Annotated in this window: 13 protein-coding genes; 9 read left to right on the forward strand and 4 right to left on the reverse strand. The window is 72.1% G+C overall.

Features of this window, described 5'->3' with window-relative positions:
- Positions 1 to 160: 160 nt before the first annotated feature.
- From wecB to ABTZ54_RS09050, 3 genes are all read right to left on the reverse strand, one after another.
- On the reverse strand, positions 161 to 1,321 hold the full coding sequence (wecB, locus tag ABTZ54_RS09040; RefSeq protein ID WP_351658873.1) for a non-hydrolyzing UDP-N-acetylglucosamine 2-epimerase: 1,161 nt from the start codon (positions 1,319 to 1,321) through the stop codon (positions 161 to 163).
- Positions 1,322 to 1,544: 223 nt separating this feature from the next.
- Complete coding sequence (locus tag ABTZ54_RS09045) at positions 1,545 to 2,231, reverse strand: response regulator transcription factor (RefSeq protein WP_351658874.1); 687 nt, start codon at positions 2,229 to 2,231, stop codon at positions 1,545 to 1,547.
- Positions 2,228 to 3,379, reverse strand: a complete 1,152-nt coding sequence (locus tag ABTZ54_RS09050; RefSeq protein WP_351658876.1) for a sensor histidine kinase — start codon at positions 3,377 to 3,379, stop codon at positions 2,228 to 2,230. Before ABTZ54_RS09050 ends, ABTZ54_RS09045 begins: the two co-directional genes overlap by 4 nt.
- Positions 3,380 to 3,481: 102 nt before the next feature.
- On the opposite strand from ABTZ54_RS09050, the gene ABTZ54_RS09055 reads away from it, so the two are divergent.
- Positions 3,482 to 4,621 carry a sensor histidine kinase gene (locus ABTZ54_RS09055; protein ID WP_351658878.1) on the forward strand — a complete coding sequence of 380 codons (1,140 nt, stop codon included), beginning with the start codon at positions 3,482 to 3,484 and terminating at the stop codon, positions 4,619 to 4,621.
- 7 nt (positions 4,622 to 4,628) lie between these two features.
- Here ABTZ54_RS09055 and ABTZ54_RS09060 read toward each other — a convergent pair whose 3' ends face one another.
- Positions 4,629 to 5,651, reverse strand: coding sequence for a rod shape-determining protein (locus ABTZ54_RS09060; protein WP_351658880.1), 1,023 nt, complete (start codon positions 5,649 to 5,651; stop codon positions 4,629 to 4,631).
- A gap of 100 nt (positions 5,652 to 5,751) precedes the next feature.
- On the opposite strand from ABTZ54_RS09060, the gene folC reads away from it, so the two are divergent.
- The 8 genes from folC (at position 5,752) to rodA (ending at position 14,719) form a co-directional block, all read left to right on the forward strand.
- Complete coding sequence (gene folC / locus ABTZ54_RS09065) at positions 5,752 to 7,260, forward strand: bifunctional tetrahydrofolate synthase/dihydrofolate synthase (RefSeq protein ID WP_351658881.1); 1,509 nt, start codon at positions 5,752 to 5,754, stop codon at positions 7,258 to 7,260.
- Between the two features lie 3 nt (positions 7,261 to 7,263).
- On the forward strand, positions 7,264 to 7,620 hold the full coding sequence (locus ABTZ54_RS09070) for a DUF4233 domain-containing protein (RefSeq protein ID WP_351658883.1): 357 nt from the start codon (positions 7,264 to 7,266) through the stop codon (positions 7,618 to 7,620).
- Positions 7,621 to 7,683: 63 nt separating this feature from the next.
- A complete protein-coding gene (gene ndk / locus ABTZ54_RS09075; RefSeq protein ID WP_351658885.1) occupies positions 7,684 to 8,097 on the forward strand; it encodes a nucleoside-diphosphate kinase in 414 nt (137 codons plus the stop codon).
- A 293-nt stretch (positions 8,098 to 8,390) separates the two neighbouring features.
- Positions 8,391 to 9,410, forward strand: a complete 1,020-nt coding sequence (locus tag ABTZ54_RS09080) for a rod shape-determining protein (protein ID WP_329420584.1) — start codon at positions 8,391 to 8,393, stop codon at positions 9,408 to 9,410.
- A 64-nt stretch (positions 9,411 to 9,474) separates the two neighbouring features.
- Positions 9,475 to 10,575, forward strand: a complete 1,101-nt coding sequence (gene mreC / locus ABTZ54_RS09085) for a rod shape-determining protein MreC (protein ID WP_351658887.1) — start codon at positions 9,475 to 9,477, stop codon at positions 10,573 to 10,575.
- Positions 10,572 to 11,240 carry a rod shape-determining protein MreD gene (gene mreD / locus ABTZ54_RS09090; protein WP_351658889.1) on the forward strand — a complete coding sequence of 223 codons (669 nt, stop codon included), beginning with the start codon at positions 10,572 to 10,574 and terminating at the stop codon, positions 11,238 to 11,240. The genes mreC and mreD overlap by 4 nt, the downstream gene beginning before the upstream one ends.
- Positions 11,241 to 11,259: 19 nt before the next feature.
- On the forward strand, positions 11,260 to 13,515 hold the full coding sequence (gene mrdA / locus ABTZ54_RS09095) for a penicillin-binding protein 2 (RefSeq protein ID WP_351658891.1): 2,256 nt from the start codon (positions 11,260 to 11,262) through the stop codon (positions 13,513 to 13,515).
- A 4-nt stretch (positions 13,516 to 13,519) separates the two neighbouring features.
- Positions 13,520 to 14,719, forward strand: a complete 1,200-nt coding sequence (gene rodA / locus ABTZ54_RS09100) for a rod shape-determining protein RodA (protein ID WP_351658892.1) — start codon at positions 13,520 to 13,522, stop codon at positions 14,717 to 14,719.
- Positions 14,720 to 14,750: the final 31 nt, after the last annotated feature.

The raw sequence follows: 14,750 nt of genomic DNA on the forward strand, positions 1-14,750 counted from the left end.
TCGACCGGGTCGACCGGGGTGGTCAGGGCGGCCAGGGTGCGCAGGTCGGCCAGGCGGCCAGGCGGCCAGGTTGCGCAGGGCAGCCAGGTTGCGCGGGGCGGGCTGGGTTCGCGGTGCTGCCGCAGTGCGCGGTGCAGCCGCACCGCGCGGCCCCCAGTGCTCAGGCGGCCATCGTGTGGTCGTCCGCCGCCGGGCGGCGGTCGTCCGGTGTCGTGCGGCCGCCGGCCAGGTCCGCGATGAGGCCGGCGATGCGGCGGGAGGCGGTGCCGTCGCCGTAGGGGCTGGGGAGGCTTGCCAGGCGGTGCAGGCCGGGGGCGCCTTCCGAGAGGCGGCGGCGGGCCGCGGTGCCGATCTGGGGGCCGGGGTCGACCAGCTCGGCGAAGTCCGCGAGGGACTCGGGGCGCTCGGTGGAGTTGCGGACGACGACCAGCGGGCGGCCGAGGACGGTGGTCTCCTCCTGGACGCCGCCGGAGTCGGAGACGATCAGGGCCGCGTGCCGGGCCAGCGCCAGGAAGGTGCCGTAGCCGGCCGGGGGGAGGACCGTCACGCCGTCGAGCAGCGGCAGCAGCCCCGCGGCCTCGACGCGGGCCCGGGTGCGCGGGTGCAGCGGCAGCACGACGGGGAGCTCGCGGGCGAGCCCGGCGAGCTCGTGGAGGACGGCGGTCAGCGCGAGCTCGTCGTCGGTGTTCTCGGGGCGGTGCACGGTCGCCAGGACGTAGCCGTCGGCGTCGAGGCCGTGCGCGGCGAGCAGCCGGGCGCGCTCGTCGGCCGCCGGGAGGTGGTCCTGGACGGCCTCGACGACGGGGTTGCCGGTGACGGCGATCCGGTCGTCCGGGACGCCCTCGGCGAGCAGCAGCTCACGGTTGTCGGGGGTGGCCGCGCACAGCACGTCGGCGAGCCGGTCGATGAGGACCCGGTTGTGCTCCTCGGGCATGGCCCGGTCGTGGCTGCGCAGCCCCGCCTCGACATGGACGAGCGGCAGGTCGCGGGCGTTGGCGGCGAGCGCGCCGGCCAGGGCCGCGTTGGTGTCGCCCTGGACCACGACGGCCAGCGGCGGCTCGGCGACGAACATCTCGTCGAGCCCGTGCAGCGCGGCGGCGATCTGGACGGCCCGGGGCTTCCCGCCGACACCGGTCAGATACGCGGGCTCGGGCAGGCCCAGCTCGTCGAGGAAGCCGCCCGACAGCTCCTCGTCGTAGTGCTGGCCGGTGTGCACGACACGGGCGGCGGGGCCGAGCACACGGATCAGCTCGGCCAGCTTGACCAGTTCGGGACGGGTACCGAGGACGACGACGACACTGCGGGCAGGAAGGGTCTTCATGCTGCCAGGCTGGCGGCCGACGGTGGCGCGCTGCGGTGGCGCACGGTTGCCGGACGGTAGCGGTGGCCGCGCGGCGCGCGATCGGGGACGTACGCCCGGGACTTCCGTCCTGATCCGGGCGTGTTCCGCGTCACCCGGACCCGATCCGGGCGTGTTCCGCGTCACCCGGGCGCGGTCCAGGGGTGTTCCGCGTCACCCGGGCCCGATCCGGGCGTGTTCCGCGTCACCCGGAGCTGTCGTAACGGTAGCCCATGCCCCGGACCGCCGTGATCGGGTCCCGGGCCTGCGGGCCGCCGGTGGCCCGCAGCTTACGCCGCAGCCGGAGCACGGCGAACTTCACGCGGTCGCGGCCGATCGCCGTGGTGTCGTCCCAGACCTGGTCGAGGAGCTGCTCGGTGGTGACCACCCGGCCCCGGTTGCGGACCAGGAGCTGGAGCAGCCGGTACTCCAGGTCGCTGAGCCGGATCTCGCCGCCGTGCCAGAGCGCGGAGCGCCGCTCGGGGACGAGCCGCAGGTCCTCCTCGACCGGCTCGCCGGCCCAGCGGCCGGGGCCCGCGCGGCGCAGCAGGGCCTCGACCCGGGCCAGCAGCTCGGCCTGCGCGAACGGCTTGACCAGGTAGTCGTCGGCGCCGGAGCGCAGCCCGCGCACCCGGTCGTCGACGGCGCCGAGCCCGGACAGGACGAGCACCGGCAGGTCGCTCATGTCGCGGGTCCGGTCGAGCACCTGCCAGCCGTCGAGCTCCGGCAGCAGCAGGTCGAGGACCATCAGCGCGGGGTGCTCGGCGAAGAGCAGCCGCAGGGCCTCGCGGCCGTCGGCGGCGAGCGAGACCTCGTAGCCGCCGCGGGTGAGCAGGACGCGCAGGGCGAGCGAGAGGTCGGGGTCGTCCTCGACGAGGAGCAGCCGGGTCATCCGGCGGCCCCGTGCTCCGGCGTGCCCCCGTCCCGGGCCGGCAGCCGCACCGTGAACACCGCGCCCGGCCGGTTCTCGTGGTCGCGGACCGTGATGGTGCCGCCGTGCAGGCGTACGGCGTCGAGGGCGCCCGCGAGGCCGAGGCCGGTGCCGGGGAAGCCGCCCCGGCGGGCGTTGGGGGCGCGGACGAACGGGGTGAAGATCTCCTCCTGGTACTCCAGCGGGACGCCGATGCCGGTGTCCCGCACCTGGATCGTCCAGTGGTCGCCGTGCGGCCGGCCCACGATGTGGACGCGCCCGTCCTCGGGGGTGTACCGCAGGGCGTTGGCCACCAGCTCCTCCAGCGCCCCGGTCAGCAGATACGCGTCGGCGACCAGCGGCGGGCCGCCGGACGGGCAGTCGGCCGCGATGTACGGGCCGGAGCCGCCGGCGCGCTGGAGCGCCTCCAGGGTCACCCGCTCGATCAGCTCGTGGACCAGGAGCGGGCCGGGGTTCGGCTGGACCAGGGGCTCGCCGGCGGCGGCGTGGGGCAGGTTCTCGGTGATGACCTGCATCCGGTGCGCGTTGCGGCGGATGGCGTCGACGAACGAGGCCTGTTCCGGGTCGAGGTGGCCGCCCGCCGGGTCCAGGAGCAGCTCCGCGAAGCTGAGCACGGTCGCGAGCGGGGTGCGCAGCTCGTGCAGGACCCGGCCGGCGAACGCGGCACGCTCGTCGGCGAGCGCGGCCAGCTTCCGTACCTGCTCGTACATGTCCTCCTCGGCCTCGTGCTGCCGCGTGACGTCCTCGATCAGCCACAGATGCCCGAAGAAGTCGTCGCCGTGGCCGACCGGGCTGCGGCGGCGGCGCAGGGTCCGCCCGTCGCGCAGGTGGTAGTCGGCGATCCGGGTGACGGGCGCGGGGGTCCTGGCCTCCTCCAGGAAGCGGCGCCGCTCGTCCGGCCGGTCGATCATCCCGGCGACGTGGTCGAGCGTCGGCTCCCGCGAGGTGCCGGGGGAGAGGTCGAGCCCGTCGGGCAGCCGCAGCAGTCCGGCGAGGCGGCGGTTCACCCGGACGATGCGCAGCTCGCGGTCGACGAGCATGGCCGCGTAGGGGAGGGCGTCGAGCACGGCGGCGGTGAGCTCCGACTGCTCCTGGGGTGCTTCGTACACATTTCAGAGTCAAACAGCAATGTGGGCGAAGTGCCCGATCTCACATCAGAAGGGACTTCGGGTCCCCGGCGTCGGGACCAAGGACCCTGGATGATGGAGGGCATGCTCCGCCTCCCCGCCTTCCCCGCGCTGCGCCGCTGTGCGGACCGGTGGGCCGTGTCGCCCCGAGCCATGGACGTCGTCGCCGCCGCCAGCGCCTTCGGCCTGATGGTCCTGGACGTGCCGGGCCTCGCCCGCGCCGACAACTCGCTCACCGGAGTCACCGCGACCCTCGTCCTCGCGGCCGGCGCGGCCACGCTGGTGCTGCGCCGGAGGGCGCCGTGGGTGCCGTTCGTCGTCGCGCTCTTCCTGATGGGCTGGCTGCACGAGCTGACGATGATCCAGTTCGCGCTGTACTCGCTCGGCCGCTTCCGGGGCCGGCGGGTCGCCGTGCTCGCCACTCTCCTGTACGTCGCCGCCGCCTACGCGCTGTTCAACCTGCCCGGCTGGCCGGCCAAGCACGGCGAGACCCTCAGCGAGTTCCTGGGCCTGGTCGTCCCGATCGGCGCCCTGGCCGCGGGCGTCGGCATCGCCGCGTACCGTCAGGACCTCGTCCTCGCCCTCCAGATCCAGCGCAACGAGGCCGCCGCCCGGCAGGCCGTCCAGGAGGAGCGGATCTCGGTCGGGCGGGACGTCCACGACCTGGTGGGCCGGGAGCTGACCGTGCTCGCCGTGCGGGCCGAGGTGCTGGCCGTACGGGCCCGGGGGGACGCGCACCAGAAGGACTTCGAGGAGCTCGCCGACACCGCCCGGCGCGCGCACCACATGCTCAACGAGACCCTCGTACGGCGCGCCGACTCGGACGCCGCCACGCCGGGCCTCGAAGGGCTCGCCGCGCTCGCCGAGGAGAGCGAGCGGATGGGCAGCCCGGTGGAGCTGACGGTCGCCGAGGAGGCGAAGGCGCTCTCGCCGCTGCGGCAGACGGCCGTGCACCGGGTGGTGCGGGAGTGCCTGACCAACGCCGCCAAGCACGCCCCGGGCCTGCCGGTGACCGTCACGATCACGGTCGAGGGCCGCGACCTGCGCGTCGAGGTCCGCAACCCGCTGCCCGGAACGCCCCCGGACCGCGCCCCCGTCTCGACCGGCACCGGCCTGTTCTCCATGGAGGAGCGCGTCGCCAGCATGGGCGGCTCCCTCCACGCCCGCCGGGAGCACGGCGCGTACGCGGTGACGGCCCTGCTGCCGACGGGCTTCGGGCACTAGCGGGGAGCTAGCGCACCACCTCCGCCTTCCCCAGCACCCGCTGCAACGCGTCGAAGTCCTCCACGCACCGGCCCGAGCCCAGCGCCACGCAGTCCAGCGGGGCGTCGGCGACGAAGACCGGGATGCCGGTCGCCGAGGCCATCCGCAGGTCCAGGCCGGGCAGCAGGGCGCCGCCGCCGGTGAGGACGATGCCGTGCTCCATGACGTCGCCCGACAGCTCCGGCGGGCACTCCTCCAGGGTGACCCGCACCGCCGCGATGATCGCCTCCACCGGCTCGTCCAGCGCCGACCGCACCTCCGGCACCGACAGCTCCACCGTGCGCGGCAGCCCGCTGACCTTCTCGCGGCCCCGCACGGTGAAGGTGGAGCGCTCGAACTCCTCGCCGCCCGGCACCGGCCAGGCCGAGCCGATGGCGATCTTGATGTCCTCGGAGGTCCGCTCGCCGACGAGCAGCGAGTGCTCCTTGCGTACGAAGTCCGCGATGGCGGTGTCCATCCGGTCGCCGCCCACCCGCAGGGACTGGGCCGTGACGATCCCGCCGAGCGAGATGACGGCCACCTCCGTCGTCCCGCCGCCGATGTCGACGACCATCGAGCCGCGCGGGTCCGAGACCGGCAGACCCGCCCCGATCGCCGCCGCCATCGGCTCCTCGATGAGGTGCACCGCCCGCGCGCCCGCCGAGCGCGAGGCGTGCACGATGGCCCGGCGCTCGACCGGGGTCACCCCGCTCGGCACGCACACCACCATCCGGGTGCGCGGCCGCCGGCGCCCGGGGACGGCCTTGCGCACGAAGTGCCGGATCATCTCCTCGGCCGCCTCGTAGTCGCTGATCACGCCGTCCCGCAGCGGGCGGATCGCGGTGATCGAACCGGGCGTGCGGCCGATGGTCTCCTTCGCCTCCGCGCCGACCGCGAGCGCGGTGCGCGAGCCGGCCTGGACCGCCACCACGGACGGTTCGTTGAGGACGATGCCCTGGCCACGGGCGTAGAGAAGGGTGTTGGCCGTGCCGAGGTCGATACCTATGTCCATGATCGCCAAGTTTGCCCGCCGGGCCGGACCGGCGGCGGGCCGAAGGTCCCGAATGGGGTGGGTCCAACGTCCTGTCGGCCCCCCTCCGTAGACTGGGGGCGTGAGTGAGCCGAGCGACCGCAGCGACCAGCCCGACGACTTCGACGAGATCGTCGATGCCCAGACCGACCGGGATCCCGACCTGGCGGTGATCGAGGCCGGCAGCCGCACCCTGCGCGCCATGTCCGGCCCGCCGCAGGGCGACCCGGTCCCCTCCCGCCCCCTCGACCCCGAGGTCGACAAGGCACTGCGCGAGGTGGAGACCGAGCTGTCCACCCGCTGGGGCGAGACCAAGCTGGAGCCCTCGGTCACCCGGATCGCCGCCCTGATGGACGTGCTCGGCGAGCCGCAGCGCGCCTACCCCTCGATCCACATCACCGGCACCAACGGCAAGACCTCGACCGCCCGCATGATCGAGGCCCTGCTCGGCGCCTTCGACCTGCGCACCGGGCGCTACACCTCGCCGCACGTGCAGACCATCACCGAGCGGATCAGCCTGGACGGCGCCCCGATCGACGCCGAGCGCTTCATCGAGACGTACCAGGACATCAAGCCGTACGTGGAGCTGGTCGACGCCCGCGAGGAGTACCGGCTCTCCTTCTTCGAGGTCCTCACCGGAATGGCGTACGCGGCCTTCGCCGACGCCCCGGTCGACGTGGCCGTCGTCGAGGTCGGCATGGGCGGCACCTGGGACGCGACCAACGTCATCGACGCCACCGTCGCCGTCGTCACCCCCATCGACCTGGACCACACCGACCGCCTCGGCGGCACCACCGGCGAGATCGCGACCGAGAAGTCCGGGATCATCAAGCAGGACGCCACGGTCATCCTGGCCCAGCAGCCGGTGGACGCGGCCCAGGTGCTCCTGAAGAAGGCCGTCGAGGTCGACGCGACCGTGGCCCGCGAGGGCATGGAGTTCGGCATCGTCTCCCGCGAGGTCGCGGTCGGCGGCCAGCTGCTGACCCTGCGCGGCCTGGGCGGCGAGTACGACAACCTGTTCCTGCCGCTGTACGGCGCCCACCAGGCGCGCAACGCGCTCGTGGCGCTCGCCGCCGTCGAGGCCTTCTTCGGCATCGGCGCCCAGCACGCCCGCACCCTGGACCAGGACACGGTCCGCCGGGCCTTCGCCCAGGTGGCCTCGCCGGGCCGCCTGGAGGTCGTGCGCTCCTCGCCGACGGTCATCCTGGACGCCGCGCACAACCCGCACGGCGCGCGGGCCACCGCCGACGGCATCACGGAGTCCTTCGGCTTCTCCCGGCTCATCGGCGTCGTCTCCACCAGCGGGGACAAGGACGCCAAGGGTCTCCTTGAGGCCTTCGAGCCGATCTTCGCCGAGGTCGTGATCACGGCGAACTCCAACCCCCGGGCCACCGACGTCGACGCGCTCGCCGCCATCGCGGTCGAGGTCTTCGGCGAGGACCGGGTGGTCGTCGAGCCGCGGCTCGACGACGCCCTGGAGGCGGCGATCACCCTCGCCGAGGAGCACGAGGAGTACGCGGGCGCGGGTGTCCTCGTGACCGGTTCGATCTTCACGGTCGGCGACGCCCGACTGCTGCTGAAGCGGGGCTGACCGATGCGCGTGCTCTGTTCCTCGACGCTGATCGGCGAGTTCTTCGTGATCGGCTTCGCCGGTCTGGTCGCCATGAAGGACGACTCCCTGGAGATGTCCACGGTCTGGACCGTCTGCGGGATCGCCATGGTCCTCTCGGTGCTGCTGTGCGGGATGGTCACCCGTCCGGGCGGCGTGCAGCTGGGCTGGGTCCTCCAGCTGGGCCTGGTCGCCAGCGGTTTCTTCGTGCCGGTGATGTTCTTCCTCGGCGCGGTCTTCGCGGTGCTGTGGTGGGCCTCGGTGCACTACGGCCGGAAGATCGACGAGATCAAGGCGGGCTGGGCCGCCCGCGAAGGCTCCGCAGGGCCTGACGCTGCGTGATCGCGGCCGGTGCGGGCCCTGTAGCCTCAAGGCCCGCACACCGTTTTCCGAAGGAGTTCCCCCGTGAGCCAGCGCACGCTCGTCCTGCTGAAGCCCGACGCCGTCCGCCGTGGCCTGGTCGGCGAGATCATCGGCCGTATCGAGCGCAAGGCCGGCTGGACCCTCGCGGCCCTGGAGATGCGTGAGCTGGACCAGGACACCCTGGAGCTGCACTACGGCGAGCACAAGGGCAAGCCCTTCTACGAGCCGCTGATGGGCTTCATGTCCTCCGGCCCGGTCGTCGCGCTGGTCGTCGAGGGCGAGCGGGTCATCGAGGGCCTGCGCACCCTGGCGGGACCGACCGACCCGATCGCCGCCGCCCCCGGCTCCATCCGCGGCGACTTCGGCACCATCGTCCGCGAGAACCTGATCCACGCCTCGGACTCCGAGGAGTCCGCCACCCGTGAGCTGAAGATCTTCTTCCCGGGTCTCGTCTGACCCGCCGGCTGACCCCACGTCAGCCGATCAGCGCCACACCCTGGGGCGACCGAAGGAATTTCGGTCGCCCCCAGGCATATGAACGCCGATCCCGGGAACGGATCGCCGCGTCCTACCGTCACCTATACAGAGGTGGGCAGAGGCGGTCCGCCGCGCGGTATCCGGGCGGGCGGCACTACGATGGAAAACTCCACGCCGTACCCTCCTCAGCCACCACCTCGCCGACCTGAGAAGCCGTCAACGCTCCGCTAGGGAAGGCCCGACGCATCCTCATGGGAAACAAGGGGAACTCAATGTCGTTCATCGGCCGTGACATGGCTGTCGACCTCGGGACCGCCAACACGCTGGTGTACGTCAGGGGGCGCGGCATCGTTCTGAACGAGCCGTCCGTCGTCGCGATCAACACCAACACCGGCGGCATCCTCGCGGTGGGCGCGGAGGCGAAGAAGATGATCGGCCGGACGCCCGGCAACATCGTCGCCGTCCGCCCGCTGAAGGACGGCGTGATCGCCGACTTCGAGATCACGGAGCGGATGCTCCGCTACTTCATCCTCAAGATCCACAAGCGTCGCTACCTGGCCCGCCCCCGGGTCGTCGTCTGCGTGCCCTCCGGCATCACCGGAGTCGAGCGCCGCGCCGTCATCGAGGCCTCCACCCAGGCCGGCGCCCGCCAGGTGCACATCATCGAGGAGCCCATGGCCGCCGCCATCGGCGCGGGCCTCCCGGTCCACGAGGCCACCGGCAACATGGTCGTCGACATCGGCGGCGGCACCACCGAGGTCGCCGTCATCTCGCTCGGCGGAATCGTCACGGCACAGTCCATCCGGGTCGCCGGCGACGAGCTCGACAACGCGATCATCCAGCACATCAAGAAGGAGTACTCGCTCCTCCTCGGTGAGCGCACCGCCGAGCAGATCAAGATCACCATCGGTTCCGCCTACGACCTCGACCAGGACGAGCACACCGAGATCCGCGGCCGCGACCTCGTCTCGGGCCTCCCCAAGACCGTGGTCATCTCCGCCGCCGAGGTCCGCAAGGCCATCGAGGAGCCGGTCAACGCGATCGTCGACGCCGTGAAGACCACGCTCGACAAGTGCCCGCCCGAGCTCTCCGGTGACGTCATGGACCGCGGCATCGTTCTCACCGGTGGCGGCGCCCTGCTCCGGGGCCTCGACGAGCGGCTGCGCCGCGAGACCGGCATGCCGATCCACATCGCCGAGGACCCGCTGGACTCGGTGGCGCTCGGCTCCGGCAAGTGCGTCGAGGAGTTCGAGGCGTTGCAGCAGGTCCTCGACGCCCAGCCGCGCCGCTGACCCGTACGGACCACCACCCACAACTCCATCACTTCCAACCCGAGGAAAGGCACGGCCGCCGCACGTGAGGGACACACGAGAGAGCCGGCTGCTCCTGGTGCTGCTGATCGCCATCGCGTTCGCACTGATCACGGTGGACATCAGAGGAGGCCAGGAGTCGCCGGTCGACGGTGCCCGACAGGCCGCGGCCGCGGTCTTCGGTCCCGTCGAGAACGGAGTCGCCTCGGCGGTCGACCCGATCGGCAACGCCATAGGAGCGGTCCGCGACTCGGGGGAGCGGCACAATCGGATCGCCGCCCTGGAGCAGGAGAACGCCACCCTCAAGGCCAGGCTCGGCAGCGACGACCGCAACGGCAACCGGCTGCGCGAGCTCGACGCCATGCTGAAGACCGCGGGCGCCGGCCAGTACGGCATCAAGGGCGCCGAGGTCATCGCCATAGGAGCGGCCCAGGGCTTCTCCTGGACCGTCACCATCGACATCGGCGCCCGCGACGGCATCCGCCGCGACATGACCGTGCTCAACGGCTCGGGCCTCGTCGGCCGGGTCACCACCGTCGGCCCCACCACCTCCACGGTCCTGCTGGCCAACGACCCCGACTTCACCGTCGGCACCCGCATGGAGAAGACCGACGAACTCGGCTTCGCCACCGGCCAGGGCGACCGCCCGCTCCTCGTCCAACTGCTCAACGGCAAGGCCAAGGTGAAGAAGGGCGACCGGCTCGTCACCTTCGGCTCCCAGGCAGACAAGCCGTTCGTGCCCGGCGTGCCCGTCGGCGAGGTCGTCCGCGTCGACCCGGCGGGCGGCGGCCTCACCCGTAACGTCTACGTCCGCCCGTACGTCGGCTTCACCAAGCTGGACATCGTCGGCGTCGTCGTCCAGGCCCCGCGCAGCGACCCGCGCGACATGGTGCTTCCGCAGAAGCCCAAGCCCGCCCCGACCGTCACCGTCACGGTCACCCCGCCGCCCCCGGACGGCCAGAAGCCCGACGGGCAGACCGCCGACGGCCAGCGCAAGCCCGCCGACCAGCAGAAGCCCGACGGCCAGACCGCCGCCGACCAGCAGAAGCCCGCCGACCAGCAGAAGCCCGCGGACCAGCAGAAGCCCGCCGACCAGCAGGCCGATCCGAACCAGCAGCCGCAGGACCAGGGGGACACGACACCGTGAAGCTCAACCGGATCCTCCTCTCGGCCGCGCTCGTCGTCGTCGCGCTCGTCGTCCAGGTCTCCGTCCTCGCCCGGCTCCAGCTCCCCGGCGCCGTACCGGACCTCGTCCTGCTCACCGTCGTCGCCCTCGCCCTCGTGTACGGGCACGTCACCGGCGCCCTCGTCGGCTTCACCGCGGGACTGCTCGCCGACCTCGCCCCGCCCGCCGACCACGCCGCCGGGCGCTACGCCCTCGTGCTCTGCGTCGTCGGCTACCTCTGCGGCCTCGCCCGCCCCGAGAACGGGCGCCTGAAGTCCGCCACCGGACCGATGGCCGTGGTCGTCGCCGCCGCCATCGGCTCCACCCTGCTGTACGCCGGAGTCGGCGCCCTCGTCGGCGACACCGCCGCCCGCCATGTCGGCCTCGGCTTCCTGCTGTTCACCGCCGCCCTCTACGACCTGCTCCTCGCGCCCTTCACCGTGCCGCTCATCATGGCGCTGGCCCGGCGCGCCGAGAACGACCCGCTCGCCGACGCCACCGGCGCCAACGGAGCCGACGTCGCCTCCGGCTGGCTCTCCTCCGGCACCGGCCTGAGGATCGGCAACCAGCGCGGCGGCCTGCGCGTCAAGGCCGCCAGGACCCGCGCCTCACGCGCCGGACGCATCAAGGGAGTCAAGCGACTGTGACCCAGGGGGCAGCGGCAGCATGAGCAACATCCCCGAGACCGGGCGGACCCCCCGGGTCCAGATCCGGCTCGTCGTCATCCAGGTCCTCGTCTTCTCCCTGCTCTTCACCCTCGGCGGACGCCTCTGGTACCTCCAGATCCGCAACGGCAAGGAGTACACCGACGAGGCCAAGAACAACCACGTCCAGCAGGTCGTCCAGCCCGCCGTGCGCGGCTCCATCCTCGACGCCCGAGGCGTCCCGCTCGCCGACAACGAGACCCGGCTCGTGGTCTCCGCCTCGCGCACCGAGCTGATGAAGATGAAGGACGACGGCAAGGCCGTCCTCACCCGGCTGGCCGGTGTCCTCGGCATGAAGGCCGACGAGGTCGTCAACAAGATCCGGCTCTGCGACTCCAAGACCCCCAAGCCCTGCTGGAACGGCTCGCCGTACCAGCCGATCCCCGTCACCGACGAGGCCACCACCCAGCAGGCCCTCCAGATCCGCGAGCGCGCCGAGGACTTCCCCGGCATCACCGCCGAACCCGCCGCCGTCCGCCGCTACCCGGCCCCCGGCAAGTCCCGCACCTCCCAGGTCCTCGGCTACCTCTCGCCCGTCACCGACGGCGAGATCGAGAAGGCCAAGGACAGCGACTCCCCGTACCTGCGCTCCGACCAGGTCGGCCGCTCCGGTCTTGAGCGCACCTACGACAAGGAGCTGCGCGGCAAGGCCGGCGTCACCCGCTACGAGGTCGACAACCTCGGCCGGGTCATCGGCCAGGCCAAGAGCGACGCCGCGCAGCCCGGCGCCAACGTGGTCACCTCCATCGACGCCCGCGTCCAGGCGGTCGCCGAGTGGGAGCTGCACAACGCGATGGTCGAGGCCCGCAAGACGTACGACAAGAACACCAGCGAGAACTACAAGGCCGACGCGGGCGCCGTCGTCGTCATGGAGGCGAAGACCGGCCGGATCGTCGCCATGGCCTCGCAGCCCGACTACGACCCCAACGCCTGGGTCGGCGGCATCTCCGCCAAGGACTACGCGGCCCTCACCGGCAAGGACTCCAACCTCCCGCTGCTGAACCGCGCCATCCAGGGCCAGGCCGCCCCCGGCTCCATCTTCAAGGTGGTCTCCAGCACGGCCGCGGTCAACGCCGGATACGACTTCAACGGGCGCTACCCGTGCCCCTCCTCGTACTCCATCGGCAACCAGGTCTTCAAGAACTTCGAGTCCCAGGGCCACGGCTCCATCACCATCGGGCAGGCCCTGGAGGTCTCCTGCGACACCGTCTACTACGCCCTCGCCCACCAGCAGTGGCAGAAGGACGGCGGGATGAAGCCGAAGAAGAACCCGGGGGACTTCTTCTACAAGACCGCCCACCAGTTCGGCCTCGGCGCCGAGACCGGCATCGACCTCCCCAACGAGGTCACCGGCCGCGTCCCCGACCGCCAGTGGAAGCAGAGCTTCTGGGAGGCCAACAAGGACTGGTGGTGCAAGAACGGCAAGAAGGGCGGCACGTACGTCCAGCAGCTCTCCTACGAGAACTGCCTCGAAGGCAACCTGATGCGCGCCGGTGACTCCGTCAACTACTCCATCGGGCAGGGCGACACCCTCGTCACCCCCATCCAGATGGCCACCATCTACGCCGCCATCTCCAACGGCGGCACGCTGTGGAACCCCACCGTCGGCAAGGCCGTCATCAGCGCCGACGGCAAGAAGACCACCGAGATCGCGCCCAAGTCGCACGGCCGGCTCCCCTTCAACGCGGACACCCGCGACTTGATAAACGAAGCCCTCGCGGGAGTCGCCACCCGCGGTACGGCCGCCTGGCGCTTCGGCGGCTGGCCGCAGGACAAGATCCCGATGCACGCCAAGACGGGCACCGCCGAGGTCTACGGCAAGCAGACGACCTCCTGGTTCGCCACGTACACCAAGGACTACGCGATCGTCATGACGATCTCCCAGGGTGGTACGGGCTCCGGCGCGTCCGGCCCCGCCGTGCGCAACATCTACGACGCGCTCTACGGGCTCGACGACGCCGGCAAGCAGGACCTGAAGCGGGCCCTGCTGCCGCAGCCGCAGCAGACCCTGCCGAAGATCCAGGCCGACGGCTCCATCGACGCGCCGAGCATCAAGCCGTACGACCCCGAGGTCGGGAAGATCAACCCCGACGACCCGCTGAAGCAGGTCGCCACCGCCCCGAAGCCCGACGACACCGCCACACCCGACCCCACCGCACCGGCGAAGAAGCCCGACGACCCGCTCGCGGGCCCGCCCGCCACCCGAGGGAGGCTCTGAACCGATGACCGCACCCCACGGCTTCTCCGTCTCCCGTTACGCGCCCGAGCGCGGCGCGCTGGCCCGGCTGACCGGCCGCGACTCCATGCTGCGCCGGCTCGACTGGCCGATCCTGCTCTCCGCGCTCGGCCTCTCCCTCATGGGCGCGCTGCTCGTCTGGTCCGCCACCCGCGGGCGCACCGTGCTCAACAACGGCGACCCGTACTACTTCCTGTTCCGGCACGTCCTGAACACCGGCATCGGGCTCGCCCTGATGATCGGCACGATCTGGCTCGGCCACCGCACCCTGCGCGGGGCCGTGCCGGTCCTGTACGGCCTGTCGATCCTGCTGATCCTCGCCGTCCTCACCCCGCTCGGCGCGACCATCAACGGCGCGCACGCGTGGATCGTCGTCGGCGGCGGCTTCTCGCTCCAGCCCAGCGAGTTCGTGAAGATCACGATCATCCTGGTGATGGCGATGCTGCTGGCCGCCAAGGTCGACGCGGGCGACCAGCTCCACCCCGACCACGGCACCGTCGCCAAGGCGCTGGCGCTCGCCGCCCTGCCCATGGGCATCGTCATGCTGATGCCGGACCTCGGCTCCGTCATGGTCATGGCCGTCATCGTGCTCGGCGTGCTGCTCGCCTCCGGCGCCTCCAACCGCTGGGTCCTCGGCCTCATCGGCGCGGGCGTCCTCGGCGCCGTGCTCGTCACCGCCCTCGGCATGCTCGACGAGTACCAGATCAACCGCTTCGCCGCCTTCGCCAACCCCGACCTCGACCCGGCGGGCGTCGGCTACAACACCAACCAGGCGCGGATCGCGATCGGCTCCGGCGGACTGCTCGGCGCGGGCCTCTTCAAGGGCTCCCAGACCACCGGCCAGTTCGTCCCCGAACAGCAGACCGACTTCGTCTTCACCGTCGCGGGCGAGGAACTCGGCTTCGTCGGCGCCGGACTGATCCTCGTCCTGCTCGGCGTCATCCTGTGGCGGGCCTGCCGCATCGCCCGCGAGACCACCGAGCTGTACGGCACGATCGTCGCCGCCGGCATCATCGCCTGGTTCGCCTTCCAGGCCTTCGAGAACATCGGCATGACCCTCGGCATCATGCCGGTGGCCGGCCTGCCGCTGCCCTTCGTCTCGTACGGCGGCTCGTCGATGTTCGCGGTGTGGGTGGCGATCGGACTGCTCCAGTCGATCCGCGTCCAGCCGAAGATAACGGCCTGAGCCACACCGCCCCCCCGGACCCGCTCAGGCC

This window comes from Streptomyces sp. NPDC094032 (genome assembly GCF_040303965.1).
GTDB lineage: Bacteria > Actinomycetota > Actinomycetes > Streptomycetales > Streptomycetaceae > Streptomyces.

What these genes read in the sequence shown, in the direction of transcription:
- rodA (WP_351658892.1), top strand. Translation starts at nt 13,520, where the DNA reads ATGACCGCACCCCACGGCTTCTCCGTCTCCCGTTACGCGCCCGAGCGC.
- ABTZ54_RS09080 (WP_329420584.1), top strand. Translation starts at nt 8,391, where the DNA reads ATGTCGTTCATCGGCCGTGACATGGCTGTCGACCTCGGGACCGCCAAC.
- mrdA (WP_351658891.1), top strand. Translation starts at nt 11,260, where the DNA reads ATGAGCAACATCCCCGAGACCGGGCGGACCCCCCGGGTCCAGATCCGG.
- ABTZ54_RS09055 (WP_351658878.1), top strand. Translation starts at nt 3,482, where the DNA reads ATGCTCCGCCTCCCCGCCTTCCCCGCGCTGCGCCGCTGTGCGGACCGG.
- ABTZ54_RS09060 (WP_351658880.1), bottom strand. Translation starts at nt 5,651, where the DNA reads ATGGACATAGGTATCGACCTCGGCACGGCCAACACCCTTCTCTACGCC.
- wecB (WP_351658873.1), bottom strand. Translation starts at nt 1,321, where the DNA reads ATGAAGACCCTTCCTGCCCGCAGTGTCGTCGTCGTCCTCGGTACCCGT.
- ABTZ54_RS09070 (WP_351658883.1), top strand. Translation starts at nt 7,264, where the DNA reads ATGCGCGTGCTCTGTTCCTCGACGCTGATCGGCGAGTTCTTCGTGATC.
- ABTZ54_RS09045 (WP_351658874.1), bottom strand. Translation starts at nt 2,231, where the DNA reads ATGACCCGGCTGCTCCTCGTCGAGGACGACCCCGACCTCTCGCTCGCC.